This window comes from Luteolibacter sp. Y139 (assembly GCF_038066715.1).
Taxonomy (GTDB): Bacteria; Verrucomicrobiota; Verrucomicrobiia; order Verrucomicrobiales; family Akkermansiaceae; genus Haloferula; species Haloferula soli.
In genome coordinates this window covers 900156-923001 of record NZ_JBBUKT010000001.1, presented here as the reverse complement: position 1 = coordinate 923001, position 22846 = coordinate 900156, and the positions used below count along the sequence as shown (strand labels likewise).

The following is a 22846-nucleotide window of genomic DNA, read 5'->3' as shown; positions in this document are numbered from 1 at the left end:
CCTAGTGGTATGAATTCCGCCCGCGGTCGTCAGGCCGCCCCGTTTACCCGCACCGAGGGCGATGGGAATCGACGGTGACCCCTTTCCAGGGGAGCCAGCATTTCGGGAATGGATGACCGTTCAACCGCGGAGTCCGGAGTTCCTGAAGCCAAGCCGAGACATTTTATCCTCCCGTCCGACGTCGTTCGTCGCCCGGTTGGGGTCTGAAAGCGTCTTGGAAACCCCGCTGAACCAACGATTCCAAGCATGAACCATCCCAAGCTCTCCTCCTCGCGGTCCGGTCGTGTCGCCCTTTTCGCGGCCTCCTGTTGTCGCTGAGTCCTCGCGCATTCGTCATCTGGTGCCCGCTTCTGCCGGGCTGTCGTTGACGATGGTCCCTCGTCTGAGCCCGTCCGGCTCGGCTCCCCTCGTGAGTCATTCTCTCCGCTTCTATTCTATACCATGAAATTCGCCTTTCCAAATCTTCTCCACTTTGCGGTCCCGGCGCTGGTTGCCGGGATTCTCGCCCCGGTGGCGAACGCGGCCCAAGTCGTCCAGGCGGCGCAGGGCAACGTGCTGCTTGCCTTCCGGGATACCTCGAACTCCTCCATCGGCTCTTACCTCGTGAACGTGGGAGCGGTTTCCCAGTTCGAGTCTGCTGCCGCCAACTCCACCACTGCGGTCGCGACCATCGGCGCTCTCGGCGGCGATCTCGATGCCTTCGATCTATTCGACGAAGAAACCCAGACGCTGAAGCATTGGTACGAACGCAGCCAGGTCGTCTGGGCCGGCTTCACCCGGAACGCCAACGACAACGATGCCGTTTACATCACTCGGCCGCGTCCCTCGATCGCCCAGCAGAGCACCCCATGGGGTGCCCGTACCGGTGCGGTCCAGAATACGGCCTCCAGTGAGATCGGTTCAGTCATCGTCAGTGGCTACAACGTGCTGACCTCGACCGTGGGTGTCTCAGGCTCCGCTTCGAACTCCCGCGGGGGCTTCCAGTTGGCCTCGGTGGACGGAAATATCAGCTACCGCTGGCAGGTCGCTTCGGAAGGTCGTCCGGACTTCGGCGTTTGGACCTCATCGGTCGAAAAGAGCTTCGCCACCGGCGCGGCCACTTCGGCGCTCGATCTCTACGTCCACCGGAAGATTGCAGGAGCTTCGCTCTCCGATCCCGGAACGGTGACTTATCTCGGCTACTTCTCCATCACCACGTCCGGCGTCGTGAGCTTCACCCGTGCAGGCACCAATCCCCTGGCGGACGACGATCACGACGGCTTCAACAATGGCGATGAGGCGCTTGCTGGAACCGATCCGAACAATCCCACGTCGTTCTTCAAAATCCCGGCTCCGGTGGTGGTGCCTGGGACTTCACGGACCTTCGGTTTTCCGACGATCGCTTCGCGGAAGTACACCATCGAATACAGCGCCAACCTGTCGGGCGCTTGGCAAGAAGTCTACGTGCACCTTTCGGGAGCTGGTGCCACGCCGCTCAACTGGGTCGATACCGATCCTGCCCGCGTCGCCCTGCCGCACGGCTTCTACCGCGCCAGCGTGACCAATCCCTGATTCCTCCCCATTCCGTTCAATCGATTCTCTAACAAAAATTTTCCGCTGATATGAAACTTTCCCAATCCGCCCTCCTTGGTTTCGCCAGCCTGGCCTCGATCCTCACCGTCAGTGCCGATCCCATCACCATTTACTTCTCCGCTTCGAACGGTGACCGCAATGCGACGCAGGTCGCCATCTCCCGCCTGCTTACCAGCTGGAGCTACCAAGGAACGAGCGGACGCTTCCCCGCAACCTCCGGCACGCTGAATCCCGATGGCAGCTACACGGGAACGGACAATACCTTCCGCCAGTCGAATTTCGGCACGTGGAATGGCACTTGGAACGGTCACAACGTCATCATCAAGACGAACTTCGCCGGCGCCCTTTCCGGTATCGCCGCCGTGGCCAACTCGACGGTGCAGGTGCGCTATGACGTGACCAACGGCCAAGGAACGACGACCGTGCCATCGAACCTGCTCACCGTCTCCGACACGAACCAGTTCGCCTTGCACAAGGTGGACTTCGGCTTGTCGACGAACTTCCAGACCACCTCGCCCTTCAACGGCGAATACAATGGCCTGCAGTACTCGACGATCAAGGAAGTGCCGGTGGGCATCTCGCAGCTCGGCTTCTATGGCAGCCCTGGCATTCCGATCGACAACATCACCAGCCAGCAGGCGAAGCAGCTGTATGATGCCGGCGCGCTGCCGCTCTCGTTCTTCACGGGTAACTGGACCAATGGTGACGAGCACAAGTGGATCTATGCCCTCGGCCGCAACACCGATGCAGGTCAACGCTTTGCCGCCCAGCTTGAAATCGGCCGCAGCGGTCTTGGTGATCAATATGCCTACAAGTCTGCCACCGAGCCGCTCACCGCGGGTGGAACTGGAAATGCGCCGCTGATTGAATCCCCGGCGGCCTCCGGAAACTGGATTGCGAACCCTTCCTACAATGCCGACAATTCGTATCAGATCGGTAGTTCGGTGATTGGCGGCAAGGTCTATTCCCACGCCAACTGGCCAACCGAAACGTGGTCCGGCATCACCTCCTCCGGTGGTCACACCAGTGGTGCCAACCTGGCCACCGCCCTGACCCGCACACTCGCGGATACTGCCTACAAGGCGGCGGACTCGAATGCGACCGCTGGCTGGTATGTCGGCTACGTGACGCCCGGCGACGCGGATGCGACGATCCTCGGCAATGGCCAGGGGCTTGCCCGTCCGGCCAATAGCAAAGGCGTCGCGCTCAAGTTCAATGGCATCGATAACACCGTGGCGAACGTGCAGAGCGGCCGCTACACGCTTTGGGTTTACAACCGCATCGTCGTGCCGCAGCCCTTGGACGGCCAAGGCACCTTCTCGGGCGTGGTCGACGTCTCCGGAGACCCGGCCGGATTCCGCGCCGCGTTTGTGGAAGCCCTTGCCAACAAGATCAAGACGGTCGTCGCTTCGCAGCAAGGCGTCGCGTTGGACTCCAGCTTGAAGGTTTACCGCCTGGCCGATGGCGGCACGGTTTACGCCGGCACCCTGCCAACAGACTGATCCTTATCTGATGCCCCGGGACCGGACCGCGCTGCACCTCTTCCTAGCGCGGACGTTCCCGGGGTTTTCCTCCCCCGGTATTTTCCGCGGTCCGCAAGGACCACCTATTTGTCCCATCTTACCCGCGAGCAGGAAGTTCTTCCGACCTCGGGGCAGCATCGAGACAGCCCATTGTGAAAACGTCCCCGTCATTTTTCCCCCCGCGCCTTTCCCGGCCGGCCCGTGTGGTCGTGCTGGGAATCTCGCTTGCTGTCGCTGGGATGCTTCCGGCGCTCGCTCAGCAGCAGACTTTGCTCGTCCGCGAGTATCGCGTGCAGGGATCGAAGCTGCTGTCGGCGCTGGAGATTGAAGATGCGGTGTATCCCTTCCTCGGTCCGGGCCGCACGGCGGCGGATGTGGAAAGCGCGCGTGCCTCTCTGGAGAAGACCTATCGCGACAAGGGCTATCAAACGGTGACGGTGCAGATTCCATCGCAGGATCCGCGTTCGGGCATCATCCGCTTGCAGGTGACGGAGGGAACGATCGGCAGGCTGCGCGTGACAGGAGCGCGCTATCATTTGCCGAGCAAGATCAAGGAGGAGATCCCGTCGCTCGCTGAGGGCAATGTGCCGGATTTCGAGAAGGTGAAGGCGGAGCTTGTCGCCCTGAACCGCCTGCCGGACCGCACCGTGAAGCCGCAGCTCCGGCCGGGTGCCGAGCCCGGCACCTATGACGTGGACCTTGAGGTCGAGGACGAGTCTCCGCTGCACGGCTCGCTGGAGGTGAACAATCGCTACAGTCCGAACACGACGCAATCGCGACTGAATGCCTCGATCAGCTATGGGAACATGTTCCAGCGCGGTCACACCCTCGGGCTGGATTTACAGATTGCGCCGGAGAATCCGGATGATGCGCTGGTCTACTCGGGCTACTACATGGCGCGTGTCTCGGACGGTGTCAGCCTGATGCTGCAGGCGACCAAGCAGGACAGCGACATTTCTACCCTGGGCGGTGCTGCTGTGGCGGGTCGCGGGGAGATCATCGGGCTGCGTGCCCTCTTCGATCTGCCTCGGACTGACACCCTCTATCAGACTTTTTCGCTCGGCATGGATTGGAAGTCCTTTGACGAGGATCTGACCACCGCCGGCGTTCCTACCAACACGCCGATCGAGTATTATCCGATCAGTGCGAATTACGGGGCGAACTGGGTTCACAAGAACTCATTCACCCAGGCGAACCTCTCGCTGAACCTCCATCTTCGCGGCATGGGCGGCGATGCGCGGGAGTTCGACAACAAGCGTTACCAGGCCGATGGCAGCTTCATCTACCTGCGCGGTGATGTTTCCCACACGCACGATCTGGAGAATGGCTCGCAGCTTTTTGGCAAGGTGCAGGGCCAGCTTTCCAGCCAGCCGCTGATCAACAGCGAGCAACTGAGCGGCGGCGGTCTCGGCAATGCGCGCGGCTACCTGGAAGCGACCGCGCTGGGCGACAATGGCCTCTTTGGCACGGCTGAGTATCGCACTCGCTCCTTCATCGGAAAGAGGGATGACAAGGGGAACCAGGCCGACGAGTGGCGCCTCCATGCCTTCGTCGATGGCGGCACGCTCACGGTGCTGAAGCCGCTGCCCTCGCAGAAGTCCTTCTACAATTTCTTCAGCGCCGGAGTGGGCACGCGCCTCCGCCTGCGCGACCACTACAACGGCTCGCTCGATATCGCCGTGCCCCTCACGAACCAGACCGACGCCGAGTCCGGCGAGGTCCGCGTCACCTTCCGCGGCTGGGCCGAATTCTAACAAACCTGACCATGATCGCACGTCACGTCATCGCCTCCCTCTTGCTCCTCGCTCCGCTTCACGCCGCTGAAGGCTGGTGGAACAAGGACTGGACCCATCGCCAGAAGATCACGATTAACACCGGCGCGGACGCCGCGAAGCTCTCCGGGCCGGTCGAGAATGCTGCGGTGCTGGTTCGTCTGCACGAGGGCAATTTCCAATTCGCTCATGCAGCCACGGATGGCAGCGACCTGCGCTTTGTTACGGATGACGGCACGGTGCTTCCGCACGAGATCGAGAAGTTCGATGGAATGGTCGATGGCGGATTCATCTGGGTGAAGGTGCCATCGCTGGCTGCGGGCAACACCACGGTGAATCTTTACTACGGTGCCGCGAATCCTTCCGCAGTGCCCGCGGCAAAGACGACTGATGTCCATGATGAAGCGCTGGTCTGGCACTTCGCCGACCGCGGTGCTGCGCCCGCGGATGCCACTGCGAATGGCAACAACGGCAGCATCGCGCTGACCACATCCGAAGGTGCGATCATCGGTAGCGGAGCGCGTTTGCTCGGCGCGGATCCGGTGACTGTGGTGGCTTCTCCTTCGCTGGACTTCGGTGGTGGTTTCACATGGTCGGCGTGGGTGAAGCCGAATGCCTTACAGGCTGGCGCGGAGATCTTCCGCCGGGGTGATTTTCGCATCGCGCTCGATCAGGGCGTGCCGGTCGTGACCGTGGGCGGGCAACGGAGCACGCCGGGCCAACCGGTGGCCCCGGCAAGCTGGACTCATCTCGCAGTGACGGCCGAGGCCGGAAAGGTGTCGCTGTTTGTGAATGGCGAGCCGGTCAGCCAGTTGGTTGCGGCCTTGCCAGTGCTCGATGGTCCGCTGACGATTGGTGGTGCTGAAGCCGGTTCTCGTTTCGTTGGGGAAATCGATGAGCTTGAGATCTCGAAAGGCGCGCGTTCTGCCGATTGGGTGAAGTTTGCCGCGATCAGTCAGGGTGGCACGGATGCGGGGCAGCGCACTGTCACCCTGGGCGAAGTGGAGGGCGGCGAAGGTGGCGGTGGTCACAGCAATGCGCTGGAGCACATGATGCTCTTCGGCGACATCGCGAAGAACATGATGTTCGACGGCTGGATCGCCATCGGTGTCTGCGTGATCATGATCGTGGTCGGCTGGACCGTCGCATTCCAGAAGTTCAATTACCTCAATACGGTTCAGAAGGGGACGCGAGCCTTCCTCCAGCAGTGGGAAGAACTTTCGGCGGATCTAACGGCCTTGGATCACAATGATCCTGCCGGGATCGAGTCATTGGAAGGAGGTGCTGACGACCGCACCCGCAACCTGATCAAGAGCTCGCCGCTTTATCAAATTTATCACATCGGCTCGAAGGAAATCCGGCATCGCCTGGACCGCGACAAGGATCGCACGAAGGGTCTTTCCGGGCGCTCGATTCAAGCGGTGCGGGCCGCGCTTGATCGCGGTCTGGTCCGCGAAACCCATCGCCTGACGAAAGGACTCGTGTATCTGACGATCAGTATCGCCGGTGGTCCTTATGTCGGCCTGCTTGGCACGGTGGTCGGGGTGATGATCACCTTCGCCATCATCTCGAAGAGTGGCGAAGTGGATGTGAACTCGATCGCGCCAGGCATTGCCTCCGCCTTGCTCGCCACCGTGGCCGGCCTGGTCGTCGCGATTCCCGCGCTGTTCATCTATAGCTACCTGAACAGTCGCATCAAGGAGACCACGAGCGACATGCACGTCTTCATCGACGAGTTCGTCGCGAAGATGGCCGAGTTTTATCCGCCAGCGGGGGAGTCTTCACCCTACGCGCCTACCAACAACGACAAGGCCGCCTGACCCATGGCTTCCGCCGACGACAAGTCCTACGACGACATCAACGTCACGCCGATGGTGGACCTCTACCTGGTGCTGCTGTTGATCTTCATCATCCTTACGACCGCAGGCGTGCAGGGGATGAAGGTGCAGTTGCCGAAGTCGGCGGCGGCGATGGATCTGTCGCAGCGGAAGATGCAGGCCATCACCGTGAATACCCAGGGCAAGATCGCCCTCAATACCTATCCCGTGAGCCTCGCCGAGCTGGAATCCAAGCTCGGCAAGCTGAAGGCCACGACCAAGGACCTGCCGGTCGTCATCCGTGGCGACCGCAAGAGCCAATACCAAGGAGTGATGGACGTGCTCGAAGTGCTCGGGCGCGTGGGCATCGATAACATCGGCCTCGCTGCCGAGGGATCCAACTGAATCCAGCCATGCAAGCCGGAGACGGAAAAGACTACGACGACATCAACGTCACGCCGATGGTGGATCTCTACCTGGTGCTGCTGTTGATCTTCATCATCATGACCACGGCCGCGGTGAAGGGGATGAAGGTGCAGCTTCCCAGTGCCAGCAAGAGTCCCGCTGCGGCGAATCCGAACGCACCGAAGGTCCAGGCCATCCTCATCGATGACAATGGCAAGATCGAGCTGAACCGCGAGCCGGTCACGCTCGGCGAGCTGGAGCGCCGCCTGGCTTCCTTGAAGTCCACCACTCCTGATCTTCCCGCCGTGGTTCGCGGCAACCGCGCCACCCAATACGAGGTGATCATGGGTGTCCTCGATGTCCTCGCACGGCTGAAGATCACCAAGATCGGTCTCGCCACCCAACCTGCAAAGTCATGAGTGCCAACTATCTTCAGACTGAAGGCCGGGTGAAGCGCTACGTCATCGGCTCGCTGTTCGTGGCGGCCGTGTTTGGAGGCGCGACGACCTGGGTGGTGATGAGTCCGTCGACACCTGCCAAGAAGAAGCCCAAGCCGCCGGAGATCGTGGCGATCACGCCGCTTCCTCCACAACCTTTGCCTCCGCCCCAGCAGCCGCCCGAGCCTGAGAAGGCTCCGGAACCAGAGCCCGAGGACTTGGTGGAACAGCCTCCCGAGCAAGCCGAGCCGGAGCAACCAGGTCCGGAAAGCCCGCCTGATGAGGGGCTGGGGACTGGCGTCACTGGCAATGGATCAGGCGACTTCAATCTTTCCAACCGGGGCAATGGTCGTCCCGGCGGAGGCGGAGGAGGTGGCGGCACGGGTAGCGCCCGTGCGGCGTTCCTTCGTGGAGTGAGCACCACTTTGGAATCGGAACTGAAGCGCCATCCAACGCTCAAGAATGCGACCTACAATGTGACGCTTAACGTGCGAGTGAGCGCGGAGGGGCGCGTCCTCGCGATCACTCCCGAGCCATCGACCGGCGATCCGTCGATCGACCGCATCCTTTCCAACGATTTCGTCGGCGTCCTGTTTCCGCAGCCCCCGCCAAGCGGCAAGCCCGGCGTCGTCAAAACCCGGGCCAAGAGCGTGAAGCCGCGCGCCTGATCCTTCCTTTCTTTTTCAAGTAACCGCCATGCCCACCAAGCACGCTTATCGCCCGATCCTTGCGACGGTCGCCGCAACCCTCGCGGGAGCTGCGATCACCCGCGCTGAGGAACCGCCGGATCTTCCGCCGGTCACGACGCCGACCTCGCAGGAGCAGTATAACCACGTTTTCGATCCGAACATCGGAGCGCCTGAACTTCCACCGCAACCGGCACCGCAAGCCTTGCCGCCACCGTCACCGAACATGGCGGTGAACCTCGTTGTGCTGCTGGTGAAGAAGGGCCAGATCACTCAGGAGGAGGGGCTCGCCTTGATCGAACAGGCGGAGTCCGAGGCAAAGGCGACGCAAGCCGCGCAGGCGGCTGCTGCTCCCGCTGCACCGCCGCGGCAGGAAGGCGAGGTGAGCGTGAACTATGTGCCGCAGACCGTGCGCAATGGCATCCGCGATGAGATCAAGCAGGAGCTGATGGCCGAGGCACACGAGGAAAACTGGGGAGCCTACAAGTCTCCAGACTGGACCTCGCGCATCCGCCCCTTCGGCGACATCCGCGGTCGCTATGAATCGATTTTCTTCGGCAATGGTAACGACAACACTGGTGCCTTCCCGAACTTCAACGCGATCAATACCGGTGCGCCCTTCGATACGTCTGGCACGTTGTTTTCGCCGCAGTATAACGTCGACCAGGATCGCAACCGCGCCCGCCTGCGTGCGCGAATCGGGGCAGACCTCATGCTCGGCGACGGCTTCACCGGTGGCTTGCGAGTAGCGACGGGCGATAGCAATTCTCCGGTCTCGCCGAACCAGTCGCTCGGCGGCTCAGGCGGCAATTTCTCAAAGTATCAGATCTGGCTCGACCGCGCCTTCATCGCCTACGACGCAATCAAGACTGATGACTATGAGTTGTCGGCGGTGCTGGGTCGCTTCGACAATCCGTTCTTCAACACCGAGGTGATGTGGGACGATGATCTCGGCTTCGATGGCCTCGCCTTGCGTGGCAAAGCGAGGGCGAGCGATCGAGTGACCGTATTCGGTGCCGCGGGCTTGTTCCCGGTCTACAATACCGATCTCAACTTTGCGTCGAACCAGCCGTCCAAGTTCGAGAGCCAGGACAAGTGGCTGTATGGCGCTCAGGTCGGAATCGATTGGAAGATCGATGATCACCTGAAGGCGAAGTTTGGCGTGGCGTGGTATGACTTCCAGAATATCGAGGGCGAGCTTTCGACGCCATTCGTGCCGCTGGGGCCAAACGATGCGGGGAATACCGATGCGACCCGCCCATCCTTCGCCCAGCGCGGCAATACCTACATGGCGCTGCGCAATATCATCCCGACCGCGGCCAACGGCTTCGGAACCACGAACCAGTGGCAGTACTACGGTCTCGCGACGCCTTTCCAAGTGCTGACGCTGACCGGACGCCTCGAATACGATGCGTATGATCCGGTGAAGTTCGCGCTGACCGGGGAATTCCTGAAGAACCTCGCGTTCGATGCGAATGACATCGCGCCGAAGGCCGTGAACAACCGCATCGGTGCGGGCACGGGCACCTTCGATGGCGGCGACATGGCTTGGAATACGATGTTCCAATTCGGCAAGACCGCGATGGACAAGAAGGGCGATTGGATCGCAGGAATCGGCTACCGCTATGTCGAGTCGGATGCCGTCGTGGACGGCTTCACGGACTCCGACTTTGGCGGCGGCGGAACCAACGTGCAGGGCTTCACCCTGGGCGGTGCCGTGGCGGTTTCTCCCAATGTGCGGGTCGGCGTGAAGTGGATGAGTTCGGACGAGGTCTCCGGCCCGCCGCTGAGCACGGACACACTGCAATTCGACATCAACGCCAAGTTCTGATCATGAAAGCACTCCTTCTAATTGCCTTGCTGATCCCGATTTCCGCGATCGCGCAAGAGGACGATGGTGCCCGGTTGCGCGAGGCCTTGAAAAACACAACGCTGCAACTCCGGACGGCGCAGGGCGAAACCGCGACCGCCCAGGCCGCGTCGATTGCCGCCGAGCAGAAGGCGAAGGCGCTGGAAGCCAAGGTTGCTGACCTGGAGAAGCGGAATGCCGCGCTCGCCAAGCAGTCGAACGAGGACAAGGCATCGTCGGAGAAGAACATCGCCACGCTCAGCAATCGCCTAGCCGAACGCGAAAAGCGCTTAGCCGACTACATCGCCGCGCTCGACAAGTGGAAGGCTGCCTATCAGACGGCCGCTGCCGCAGCGAAGAAGGGCGATGGAGAACGCGAGAAGCTGGCCGGTGAAGTGGTGTCCTTGAAGAACACCGTCGCCGACCGCGAGCGGAAGAACATCGCGCTCTTCAATGTCTCGAACGAGATCCTTGACCGCTACAAGAACTATGCGCTCGGGAAGTCGCTCGCTGCGAAAGAACCTTTTATCGGCAACGCCCGCGTTGAGATCGAGAACCACGTCCAAGGCTATCAGGACCGGATTCTCGACCAGCGCCTTGCCGCACCCAAGAAACCGTAACTCGACCACGAGAACATCATGAAACTCCGATTGCTCACACTCATTGCCGCCGCCACCTCCGCGGCCCTCCATGCCGAAACCGTCCCGCTTGGGAAGATCGGCGATATTGAACTCAAAACTGAGGAGATCCGCGAGGCCATCGCGGGCCTTGAAGCCGGCCAGGATGCGGTCCTTGCAAAGGATCCGGCGGCGCTTGGTCAGTATGTCCGCGCCCTGCTGATCCAGCGCTTGGTGCTGAAGGAGGCGTTGGCGCAGAAATGGGATCAGGAGCCCGATGTCGTCGCGAAGCTGGTGCGTGCCCGCGAGTCCGCTTTGACTGAGAGCTTCCTGGAGAAGTCCTCGAAGGTGCCCGCGGATTTTCCGACGGAGAGTGATCTCCAAACGGCTTACGAGGCGGCCAAGCCGTCGCTGCAGGTGCCGAAGTCGTATCGCCTCGCGCAGGTGTTTGTCGCGCTGCCGAAGGATGCTGACAAGGCGGCAACCGACAAGGCCAAGGCGAAGCTCGACGCGGTGTCCAAGAAGCTGAAGGAGAAGAATGCTGACTTCGCCGCGATTGCGACTGCCGAAAGCGACGAAGCTGCAAGCAAGGCAAAAGGAGGGGAGATCGGCTGGATCGCCGAAGAGCAGGTTCAGCCCGGCATTCGCGAAAAGCTGCCGAAGCTCGCAGCAGGCACAGTGTCCGAGCCAGTGAAGCTGGACGATGGCTGGCACATCCTCAAGGTGCTCGATTCCAAGGAAGCGCACACCGCAACGCTGGATCAGGTGCGCGATCAATTGACCGTGCAACTCCGTGCAGAACGCGCCCGCCTGAACCGTCAGGAATATCTCGCCAAGCTATTGAAAGATCACCCTCTCGCGATTAACGAAATCGAGCTCGCGAAGATCCTAGGGAAGTAACCCGGCCCGGGACGATGGATCGTTTCACAATGATAGAACTGCTGCCATGATCACCGACCACACCCTGCGCACTTCGCTTCTGAACACCGCCTTTCGCATGACCTTGGGCATGTCGGTGCTCATGTCTCAGGCGAATGCGGACATCTTGCGTGGCGGTGGCAATGGCGGAGCTGCGCCGCCGCAGGCGAATGCAACGCCCTCGGGTGGCACCACGCCCTCGGTGACGAATCAGGCGCGGACGAATGCGCAGGACTCGCTTGCGCGGACGACCCAGGCGATTGCCGCGGTGCGCGCGATGCAGCTTGCCGCGCGCAACAATGCGATCGGCGGCGCGAACAATCTCGGCAATCATCCGACCACGGGAGCGCCCTTGCCGAACGTGCCGAATGGGCTCGGCAGCGGGGGCTTGAAGGTGGATAGCCATGTGGGGACGGATGCTTCATGGTGGCAGGGAGCGGAATTGCCCACGCAGACGACGAATGGCAGCGAGACGACCGTGACCATCAAGCAGACGGCCCAACAGGCACTGCTGAATTGGGAGACGTTCAACGTTGGCAAGAATACCACGCTGACCTTTGACCAGTCCGCGGCGGGATCGAGCGCAAACCAGTGGATCGCCTTCAACAAGGTCAACGATCCGACGGGAAATCCGACACAAATCCTCGGTTCCATCAAGGCGCAGGGACAGGTCTACGTCATCAATCGGAATGGTATCATCTTCGGTGGCTCCAGCCAGGTGAACACCGGCGCGCTCACCGTTTCCGCATTGCCGATCAATGATGAGTTGGTCGCCAATGGATTGCTGAACAATCCCAGCCAAGCTTTCCTCTTCAATGGACTTGGGCAAGGACCGATCGGTGACATCACGGTCCAGGCAGGCGCGCAGATCAAGACGGCGGTCAGTGCGGATGGGAATGGTGGCCGAATCTTTCTGGCCGGGGCCAATGTCACGAACAACGGCACGCTGACCTCACCCTCGGGACAGGTCATTCTTGCCGCCGGCTTGCAGGTCGGGGTGGTCGCGCACAATTCGGCGGATCCGTCGCTGCGAGGACTCGACGTGTACGTCGGTGCGGTGGTCGACCCGGCCTCGGCGCTTGCGCCGTATGCGGGCACAGTGACAAACAATGGCCTGATCGAGATCGCGCGTGGCAGCGCGCTGCTGACCGGCAAGACCATCGCGCATAATGGTGCGATCGACAGCACGACCTCGGTTTCGCTCAATGGTCGGGTTGATCTGCTGGCGAACTACGACGCGGTGAGCAATCCCGGCTTTGTGGCTTCGAACCCGAATACCGGCTCTGCCTTCGCCTGGAAGTCCACCGGGAACATCACGCTTGGCGAGGACAGCGTGATCCGCATTTTGCCAGAGACCACGAGCACGGCGACTTCGATCGGCACCGAGCTGGCACTGCGCTCGCAGATCAATCTCCAGGGAAAGAACATCCATCAGGCCGAGGGATCCATCATCCTCGCGCCGAATGCGAAGGCATCGATCCAAGCGGGCACGTGGGCGTTCCTCGATTCTGCAACGCTGCCGACCTCGACCTTTGTCTCTACCGGCGGGCAGGTGTTCATCGACCATGGTGCGGTGATCAATCTCGCAGGCACGACCGATGCGACGGCCTCGGTGCTGCAGAATATCATCGAGCTTGAGTTGCGTGGTTCGGAGCTTTCGGTGGCTCCCGTCCAACGCGATGGCGAATTACGTGGAGAGACGATCGTGGTGGATCTCGGCCAGACCGGCACTTATGAGGGACGCGAGTGGGTGGGCACGCCGCTCGCGGATCTCATCGGTTATCTCGGACTGGTGCAGCGCGATGTCGCCCAGCTCACTACGGCAGGCGGCTCGCTCACGATTTCCGCGGGCGATGCTGCGGTTGTGCGCGAAGGCTCGATCATCGATGTCTCCGGTGGCTGGACGAATTTCCAAGGCGGCACCGTGGCGACCACGCGGGTGGTCAGCAATGGCCAGATTGTCGATATCTCCCAAGCCACACCGGACCAGGTGTATTCAGGAATCTATACCGGCAGTTCGTCGGTGGTGCATTCGAAGTGGGGGGTGGTGGAGAATTTCAACCGTGCCCTCGCACCGGCTGGCACGCGCTATCAGGAAAGCTACACGCAGGGTGCAAATGCCGGGTCGGTCACGATCACCGCACCGTCGATCGTGCTCGATGGATCCTTGCGCGGGAACACCGTGGCGGGAGCGAACCAGATCCGTAATGAATCCGGCTCGAGCTCTCTGCCGGATGCCGCGACGCTGGCGCTGCATTTCCGGGGACGGGAAAATCTCGCGCCGAATTACTTCATCACGTATCCGGACGGGCTCGATATCGTTTTCAAGGAAGGTGTGGAGCAGGAGGACGTGGCGGACTTCTCGCTGGATGCCAATGGCAATGCCGCGGGTATCTCCGAGGCGCGCAAGAACGACGTCTTCCTCTCGCCCGATCTGCTCACCTCGAGTGGCTTTGGGAATCTGGTGGTCACGAATGAAAATGGCACCATCACGGTCGCGGAGGGCCAGCACCTGACGACCTCGCCGGGTGGATCGATTTCGCTAACGGCGTCCAACATCAACATCCTGGGCAACGTAACCGCGGCGGGTGGATCGCTGTCCTTCACGGCGCTGAATGCTTCTCCCTACGATGCCGCGGTCGGGCTGTCGCAGAATCCGCCGGTGGTCCCGTCGGTGAGGGCGGGGCGCGGTATCTTCACCTTGGCCGAAGGCGCGACGCTGAGCGCGGCGGGACTTGTCACCGATGACCGCTATGCCGCATCCTACTCGACGCCGGCGATTCGCGACGGCGGGAGCATCCGTATCGAGGCCTATTCGGCGGACCTCGGAGCTGGCAGCCTGGTGGATGTGTCCGGCGGCTATGCGATGAACTCGGACGGGAAGGGGCACTACGGCAATGCCGGATCGGTCTCCATCCTGACCGGCAAGGATCCGAACATCAGCTCGAATCTCGGCGGAACCTTGCACCTCGGTGGCACGCTGCGCGGCATCTCCGGGGCGAAGGGTGGGACGCTCACGCTGCAGGCAGGAGCGATTCAAGTCGGAGGTGCCACAGCTCCGGCCGGCGTCTATCACCTCGATCCTTCGTTCTTCAGCGAAGGTGGCTTCACGAAGTTCAATATCCAAGGGCTGGGCGGCCCCGGCCTCACGGCGGTCAGCGTGGCCCCGGACACGATCCTCACGCCAGTTGCCAAGCGTCTGGCGGTGGTGGCGAATGCTTCCGGCGGTGGACTTCAGATCGGCGAATACTCCGAAGTTTACGGCCGTGATCCGGATGTCTCCGAGCGCCAGGCAGTGAGCCTGAGCTTTACCTCCGATGGCGTGCGCGATGCTGCCACCGGCTTCTTGCTGAATCGTGGAGATGTGGTCATCGGCGAGGGCTCGGTGATTCGCACGGATCCAGGTGCATCGGTGGAAGTGAGGGGCAGCACCGCCACGGTGCTCGGGTCAATCCTTGCTCCCGCGGGCAGCATTCGCATTTCCGGGAGCTCCAACTCGGGCAACGTTTTCGGCGATCCGAATCAAGCGGTCACTACAACTTTCCTGGGATCACATAGCGTGCTCTCCACCGCGGGCACGGTGGTTCTGAAACCGGATGCCTATGGGCGTCGCATCGGCAGTGTGCTGGGTGGTGGAAGCATCAGCGTTTCCGGTAACCTCGTCGCAGCAGCAGGCGCGGTGCTGGATGTCTCCGGCGCGAGCGGCGTCCTTGATGTGGATCCCGCATTTACCACCACGCCGGTCGCCTCGCTCCCGAATACCGGCCTGACGAACCGGCCGCGCGTCCAGCAGACGGTGCCGGTGCAGGTGGATAGCAATGCAGGGTCCATCATGCTCACGGGAGGCCAGTTCCTGCTTTCGGATGCTACCTTGAAGGGAAATGCTGGCGGTACTTCCGCGACCGGCGGGACGCTCACTGTTTCGTCGAATCGCTTCTACAGCCCTGCTGAGGTCCCATCGCCTTCCGATGTCACGTTGACGGTCACGCAGTCGGGCCCGGTCATTGCGAGATCGCTTTCCAACAATCCGATCGGGCAGGCGGTCACTGGCACGCTTGGTTCCGGGCACGGGTTCTTCGCGGTGGATTCGTTCCAGAATGGTGGCTTCGATTCGCTCACCCTCGGCGGCGTGATCAAGACGAGCGGGACGGTAGCCATCGACGCGCGCGGGCATGTCAGCCTCGCGAACCAAGGAATTCTCTTCAATGACTCCGCGCTGACCGTGAAGGCGGGCGCGGTGTCGCTGGGCATGGCTTTCCGTCCCCCGCAATTGCCAACGGAGGAGACGAGCCCAATCGTTCTTAACGGTGCTCCCTTTGTCATTCCCGCGACCTATGGCAGCGGGACCCTGGACATCGATGCGGGCCACATCGACGTGGGTAGCCTGAGTCTGCAAGGGACAGGTCGCACGAATCTCATCGCGAACAATGGCGACGTGCGTGGCAATGGCACCTTCGTCATGGCCGGTGATCTCACCATTCATGCAGGCCAAATTTATCCGACCACGGCGAGCGAGTTCAACCTGATCGCCTACGACTACCAGAATGCCTCGGGTGCCAAGAAGGGCTCGATCACCATCGAGTCGTCGGGCACGCGAAGCCTGCCGTATTCCGCGGGTGGCAAGCTCGGGATTTATGCGTCGACGATTCATCAGGGCGGTGTCCTGAGGGCACCTTTTGGCACGATCACGCTGGGTTGGGATGGCACCGGCACTGCGCCGCGCGACTGGTTCACGGGCGGAGCGAAGCCGTTCCCGGTCACCACGGATCTCACGCTGGAGTCCGGCAGCATCACCTCGGTTTCCGGCGTTGATCCGGTGACGGGCAAGGGGCTAGTGCTTCCTTATGGCTACAGTCCGGATGGAACCGTGTGGATCGATCCGCGTGGCGTTGACATCACGGCGGGTGGGTTGCCGGAGAAGTCGATCACGCTTTCCGGTGGGAATATCACGCAGGAGGCCGGCTCGACGATCGATCTGCGCGGTGGTGGTGATCTCTATGCGGACCGGTGGGTTTCCGGTCTCGGCGGGCCGGTCGATATCCTGGCGAACTCCAATAGCTTCGCGGTGATTCCTTCGTACGGTGCTGACTACGCGCCGTATGCCGCCTATAACAACTCCACTTCGGAATCGAACCTGATCGAGGGAGCTTCGGGCTACACGAACTCCACGCTCTCGGTCGGTGACCGTGTCTATCTGCAAGGCAGCAAGACGCTTGCTGCCGGTTGGTATACCTTGCTGCCCGCACGCTATGCGCTCCTGCCGGATGCGGTGTTGGTCACGGCCAGCAATGCCGGCGGCTATGGCACGCTGGAGGTTCCCGGCGGCGCGAGCGTGGTGAATGGCTATCGCTACAATTCGCTGAATGATGAGCGGACACTGCCGACCGTTACGACGCGCTTCGAGGTCGCATCTTCGAAAGTGGTTCGCCAGCGCGCGCAGTACTTCGATTTCTTCGCGAATACCTTCATCAAGCGGAGTGCGGCTACGCTCAATGCGCCGGTGCCGGTGCTGCCAACGGATTCCGGCTACCTGCGCTTCCAGGCCACGCAGTCGATGGACCTCGCCGGCACGGTTGCCTCGCAATCGATCGGCGGCGGGCGCGGTGCCTCGATCGACATTAGCACGCAGCTCGACACTTTCATTTCGAATGGCACCACCACGGGCGGCGCAGGCTCGATCACACTCGACTCGGCAGCACTGAATGCCTTCGGCGCGGAGAGCTTGCTCATCGGAGGCACGCGCACACGCGGCACCGATGGCACGACCACGGTCACCGTTTCCAGTGGCAAGATCACGGTGGACAATGACGGAGCACCACTCGGCGCGGAGGACTTGATCCTGGCAGCGAAGAATGAACTGGTGCTCGCGCCGGGTGCGGAACTGGCCTCGACAGGCGATGCCAAGTCCAGCGCCGACACGCTGCGGATCACGGGTGATGGGGCGCTGGTCCGCGTCTCGGGAAATCCTACGGCCACCGTACTTCGCAGCGGCACGACCACTTCGACCACTCCGCTGCTTTCGATTGGTGCGGGTGCGAGCATCACCGGCGGCGGGATCTTCCTGGATTCCTCCGCGCGGCTTTCGCTGGATCCGAATGCCTCGCTCACGGCGAATACCTACACCTTCGGTGCCGGGCGGATCAGCGTGATGCTGGATCCCGCGCTTGCGGCACCGGCCGGGGGAAGCCTGGTGCTGGACAATGACTTCCTGACGACCTTTGGTTCTGCCGCATCGCTCGGCCTGCTGAGCTATTCGTCGATCGATTTGTATGGGGCGGGGCAATTCGGGTCATCCTCGTTGAAGAATCTCACACTCGGTGCTTCTGAGATCCGGGGCATTGGCCAAGGCGCCGGCACCGCCCGCTTGGTCGCCAATGACGTATTGCTGCAGAATCCGAATGCCTCCGTCGCGACCACGCCGGGCACGGCCTCCGGTACGCTGGAGATTTCTGCCGGAACGATTCGTCTGGGAAGCAACCAGATCGCGCTGAACCAGTATACAAACGTGCGGCTTGCCGCGACACGGGGAATTCTCGGTGAAGGAACGGGCGGGCTCTCCGCTCAGGCCGGGCTCACGCTCGATACGCCGCGTCTGACCGGTGCGGCCGGAGCCGTGCGCACGATCACTGCGGGCGAGAATCTGGTGCTGACCTCCACCACGAGTGGCACGCCGGCTGGAGGTTTGCTGGCAGGCGGTCCGGGGTCCACTCTCACCTTGACGGGCGCCTCGATCACGGCAGGCAGCGAGGTGTTGTTGAAGAGTGGCAATCTTGCGCTACGTGCCACGACCGGCGATGTCACGGTCACGGGCACGCTCGATGTTTCGGGGGATCGGAAGGTGTTCGGGGATGCGATCCGCTATTCGTCCGCCGGCAGCATCCGCCTGAGCGCCGATGCTGGCAATGTGGTGGTCGCGCAGCCCGCGACGCTGGATCTCTCTGCGAATCCGGGTGGAGGGAATGCGGGCTTGCTTGCGATTTCGAATCCGGCCGGCTCGTTTACGCTTGCGGGCACTTTGCTGGGAAGCGGAGGACAAGGGGGAAATGACGGCAGCTTCTCGCTCGACACCTCGGCTCTTCCTTCGCTTGCGGCGCTCGCGTCTCGCTTGAGCCAGGCTTCGTTCACGAATGCTCAGGAGTTCCGCGTGCGGAATGGCAGTGTGACGCTGGACGGAGTTTCGGTGGCTCGTGACTTCCTGCTCTCTGCCGACCAGGGAAGTATCAATGTCACCGGCACGGTCGATGCCTCCGGAGCCACCGGCGGCAGCATCCGTCTCTCGGCGAATGGAGGCGTCACGCTTCTTTCGGGCTCGAAGCTCGATGCCTCCGGCGATGATTTCAGCAGCGCTGGCAAGGGCGGTGCGATCACGCTCGAGGCCGGGACTTCGCGCGATGGCGTGGCGGGCACCGGGGCTCTCGACTTGCGCAGTGGCTCGTCGATCGATCTATCGGTCGCTTCCAACAGCGCGAATAGCGCCGCGCAGGGCAAGTTCACCGGAAAGCTGCACCTTCGCGCGCCGCAGCTCGCGGGTGATGTGGCAGTGACTGCGCTGGACTCCACCGTCACCGGTGCGTCCTCGATTCTCGTCGAAGGTTACAAGATCTACGATCTCACCAGCACCACGGGCACGATCACCACCGCGATCCAGAGCCAGATCAAGACGGACGGCGAAAGCTTCCTCGGCACCGCTGGCAACGCGAGCGCCGCCTACACCTCGATCACCAACCGCCTGCTTGCGCACAATCCGGGCCTTGCCTCGATCCTGGTGCTCGCTCCCGGAGCAGAGATCATCCATCGCACCGGCAACCTGACGCTAGGCACGAGCACCTCCACCAATACTTCCGACTGGAACCTCGCGAGCTACCGTTTTGGCGCCAAGAGCGCAGCCGGCGTGCTCACGCTGCGTGCCGCGGGAAACATCACGCTGAACAATGCGATCAGCGATGGCTTTGTCTCCAGCGCCTACAACTCGATCTTGCTCGGGGATAATGCGCTGTTGCCGGTGAACACCCGCAGCTATTCCTATCGTTTCATTTCCGGCGCGGACCTCGGCGCCGCGGACTACGGGAAGACCAAGGCGCTCGAAGCGCTCGCCGCCAACACCGGCTCGCTGCTGCTCGGCAAGAACAACACCAACAACTTCTCCAACAGCAACGGTTCCAACAACAACCCGGGCAACAGCGCGACGACCGCGCTGGCGGTGGGCAACCGCTTCCAAGTGATCCGCACCGGCACCGGCGACATCGACGTCCGCGCAGGCCGCAGCGTGCAGCTCCTGAACCAGTTCGCGACGATCTACACGGCCGGCACAGTGGTGGCCGATCCGACGATGGGAGGCACCTTTGACGTGCCGATCCTGGATCAGACCGGCGGCAGCGTCACGTTGGGCGCGAACCAGCAGAGCCCGTCTTATCCGGCGCAGTATACGATGGCCGGTGGCGATGTCTCGATCTTCGCGGGGCTCGATATCGAGCACATCACCCGCACGAACCAGAACGTGGTCATCGCGGACTCGCAGCGGGAGCTTCCCAACAACTGGCTCTATCGCCGCGGCTACGTTGATCCGGTGACGGGCCAATTCGGCACCTCGCGCTTCGGCGATACCGCCTCGACCACGTGGTGGGTTGATTTTAGCAACTTCTTCCAAGGTATTGGCGCGCTCGGAGGGGGTGATGTGAGTCTCGTTGCAGGGCACAACGTCAACAATGTCGATGCGGTCATCCCGACCAATGCGCGCATGCCGAAGGGCACACCGAATGCAGCCAAGCTCGTTGAGCTCGGCGGCGGCGATCTGCTGGTCCGCGCGGGAAATAACATCGATGCCGGCGTCTACTACGTGGAGCGCGGCCACGGCACGCTGGATGCCGGAGGAAGCATCGTCACGAACTCGACGCGCTCGCCGTCCATCCCGCAGCTGACCGGCGCTGCCAATACCTTCGACTCGAGCACGTGGCTGCCGACCACGCTGTTCCTTGGCAAGGGCGATTTCGACGTCACCGCGCTCGGCGACCTGCTGTTAGGCCCGGTTGCGAATCCCTTCCTGTTGCCGCCCGGCATCAACAACACCTACTGGCAGAAGTCCTACTTCAGCACCTACTCGCCGGACAGCAGCGTGAGTGTTTCCTCCGTTGGCGGCTCGGTCACGCTGCGCGAGAACACGACGCTTCCGGTTGCCGGAGCCGGCAGCTCCACGAATATCCTCTTCGCGTGGATCGACCGGGAGCAGATCCTGCGCACCACGCCTGCCTCGGCGTCCTATTATCAGCCATGGCTGCGGCTGGCGGAGACTTCGGCGGCTCCTTTCAGCACGCTCGTTTCGCTGCTGCCGCCGACGCTTGATGTGACGTCCTTCAACAGCGACATCAATCTCGCCGGTAACCTGACGCTGTTCCCCTCGGCCACCGGCAACCTCGAGCTGCTGGCCGGCGGAGCGATCAACGGCCTTCAGCGGAATGGCCGCGTGACCTTCAATGGCACCAGCACCTCGTGGGGTAGCTCGAAGATCAACGTCTCCGACGCGGACCCCGACTCGATCCCGGGTGTCACTTCGCCCTTCGGTTACACCGCGCTGGTTGGCCTCGACCAGAGCCTGGCTCGCTCGACTCGCAACGGCTTCCTGGACTTCGTCAACAAGCTGTTCCGTGAGACGGGCGCGACTCAAGGGGCGCAGGCCATCTTGCAGGTCAAGCAGGCGCTTCACGATGCCGGCTTGCTGCATGAGGATGACGACGAGCCGGTCCGCCTGTATGCGGGTGAGGGCGATATTTCCGGCCTCACGCTGTTCTCGCCGAAGGAGACGTTGATCTATGCGGGTCGCGATATCACCGACGTGTCACTCTACCTGCAAAACGTCCGTGCCACCGATACCAGCGTGGTGGCTGCGGGTCGCGACATCATCCCCTCGAATTTGAATTCGCTGCTGCGTCTGCTGGCGAATGCCACGGGCAACGTGGTGAACAACGACAGCCCTGCGAATGGCGGTGACATCCAGATCGCCGGGCCGGGCACATTGCAGGTGCTCGCGGGCCGCACGCTTGACCTCGGCACCGGGGCGGAGCTTGCCGATGGCACGGCTGCGGGAATCACGAGCATCGGGAATGCGCGCAATCCCGCACTGTCTGCCACGGGTGCGAATTTGATCATCGGAGCCGGAGTGAAGGATTCGACCTCACTGGCTAACAGCTCGCTCGATTTCGACGCCTTCATCACGAAGTATGTCACGACGCCGGAAGGTGCGGCGTATCTCAAGGAGCTTGCTCCCGGTGTGGACTTCGCGACGCTCAATGAGGAAGACAAAGCCCGTCTTGCGCTCGGGGTATTCTATTTGATCCTCCGCGATGCGGGTCGCCACTATGCGGAGAATGGCAACTACGATACCGCGCTCGAAGCGATCAAGGTGCTCATGGGTGATGAACCCGCACCCGGTGACATCCTCACGCGCGGACGCAGCATCCGTACCACCCGCGGTGGCGCGATCAATCTGCTCACGCCGGGCGGTGGCCTGACGCTCGCGAACACGGCGATCGGGAATCCGCAGTCGCCTCCGGGAATCATCACGGAAAGCGGTGGAGACATCTACACCTTCGCCAACAACGACGTGAACATCGGCATCGGTCGTATCTTCACGCTGCGCGGCGGCGATCAGGTCATCTGGTCCACAAAGGGCGACATCGCGGCCGGTTCGTCATCGAAGACTGTCACCTCTGCGCCGCCCACGCGCGTGCTGATCGATCCACAGAGTGCCGCCGTGCAGACGGACCTCGCTGGTCTTGCGACGGGTGGTGGCATTGGTGCCTTGGCGACGGTGGCGGGTGTGCCGCTCGGTGACGTGGACCTGGTGGCACCGGAAGGCACGGTCGATGCTGGCGACGCTGGCATTCGCGTCTCCGGCAATCTAAACATCGCCGCGGCCCAAGTGCTGAACGCAGGCAACATCGCCGTGGGAGGCACAAGCGCCGGAGCTCCCGCCGCTCCATCCGCGCCGAGCGTTTCCACGGTCACGAATGCATCGACTGCAGCCGCAGCTGCGGGAGATGGCGCTGCCACGCCGCAATCGAACACGCCGGCTCCGGTGACCGAACCGACCATGGAAGAGATCGAAGCCGTGGTGACGGTCGAGGTCCTTGGTTACTCCGACGACGAGGAAGAAGACGAGAAGGACAAGGAAAAGGCCGCGCCGTAGCGCCTTGGAGGGGATCGTTTCATGGGCGATTTTCGGGAATTTTTCCTCGACGTATTAAAATACACCAT

Annotated in this window: 11 protein-coding genes; all 11 read left to right on the top strand. The window is 62.1% G+C overall.

The features are described 5' to 3' along the window. Positions 1-441 precede the first annotated feature (441 nt). The 11 genes from WKV53_RS03840 to WKV53_RS03790 all read left to right on the top strand — a co-directional run bounded on the left by WKV53_RS03840 (position 442) and on the right by WKV53_RS03790 (position 22778). Complete coding sequence (locus tag WKV53_RS03840; RefSeq protein WP_341403029.1) at positions 442-1551, top strand: thrombospondin type 3 repeat-containing protein; 1110 nt, start codon at positions 442-444, stop codon at positions 1549-1551. A 50-nt stretch (positions 1552-1601) separates the two neighbouring features. Continuing rightward, entirely contained in the window at positions 1602-3074 is a 1473-nt protein-coding gene (locus tag WKV53_RS03835; RefSeq protein WP_341403028.1) for a hypothetical protein, read from the top strand. 260 nt (positions 3075-3334) lie between these two features. Then, positions 3335-4849 (top strand): ShlB/FhaC/HecB family hemolysin secretion/activation protein, encoded by a 1515-nt coding sequence (locus WKV53_RS03830; RefSeq protein ID WP_341403027.1) that lies wholly within the window; start codon positions 3335-3337, stop codon positions 4847-4849. An 11-nt stretch (positions 4850-4860) separates the two neighbouring features. Further along, positions 4861-6687: a DUF2341 domain-containing protein gene (locus tag WKV53_RS03825; protein ID WP_341403026.1), complete on the top strand. Its 1827-nt coding sequence runs from the start codon at positions 4861-4863 to the stop codon at positions 6685-6687. Positions 6688-6690: 3 nt separating this feature from the next. Beyond that, positions 6691-7089 (top strand): ExbD/TolR family protein, encoded by a 399-nt coding sequence (locus tag WKV53_RS03820; protein WP_341403025.1) that lies wholly within the window; start codon positions 6691-6693, stop codon positions 7087-7089. Positions 7090-7097: 8 nt separating this feature from the next. Further along, a complete protein-coding gene (locus WKV53_RS03815; RefSeq protein WP_341403024.1) occupies positions 7098-7508 on the top strand; it encodes an ExbD/TolR family protein in 411 nt (136 codons plus the stop codon). Then, complete coding sequence (locus WKV53_RS03810; protein ID WP_341403023.1) at positions 7505-8194, top strand: hypothetical protein; 690 nt, start codon at positions 7505-7507, stop codon at positions 8192-8194. Before WKV53_RS03815 ends, WKV53_RS03810 begins: the two co-directional genes overlap by 4 nt. Before the next feature lie 28 nt (positions 8195-8222). Then, entirely contained in the window at positions 8223-10043 is a 1821-nt protein-coding gene (locus WKV53_RS03805; protein ID WP_341403022.1) for a putative porin, read from the top strand. A gap of 2 nt (positions 10044-10045) precedes the next feature. Further along, positions 10046-10681 carry a hypothetical protein gene (locus WKV53_RS03800; protein ID WP_341403021.1) on the top strand — a complete coding sequence of 212 codons (636 nt, stop codon included), beginning with the start codon at positions 10046-10048 and terminating at the stop codon, positions 10679-10681. Positions 10682-10699: 18 nt separating this feature from the next. Beyond that, positions 10700-11578, top strand: coding sequence for a peptidylprolyl isomerase (locus tag WKV53_RS03795; protein WP_341403020.1), 879 nt, complete (start codon positions 10700-10702; stop codon positions 11576-11578). 46 nt (positions 11579-11624) lie between these two features. Then, the gene (locus WKV53_RS03790) at positions 11625-22778 is read left to right on the top strand and encodes a filamentous hemagglutinin family protein (RefSeq protein WP_341403019.1); all 11154 of its coding nucleotides are present in this window, start codon (positions 11625-11627) and stop codon (positions 22776-22778) included. Positions 22779-22846 lie beyond the last annotated feature (68 nt).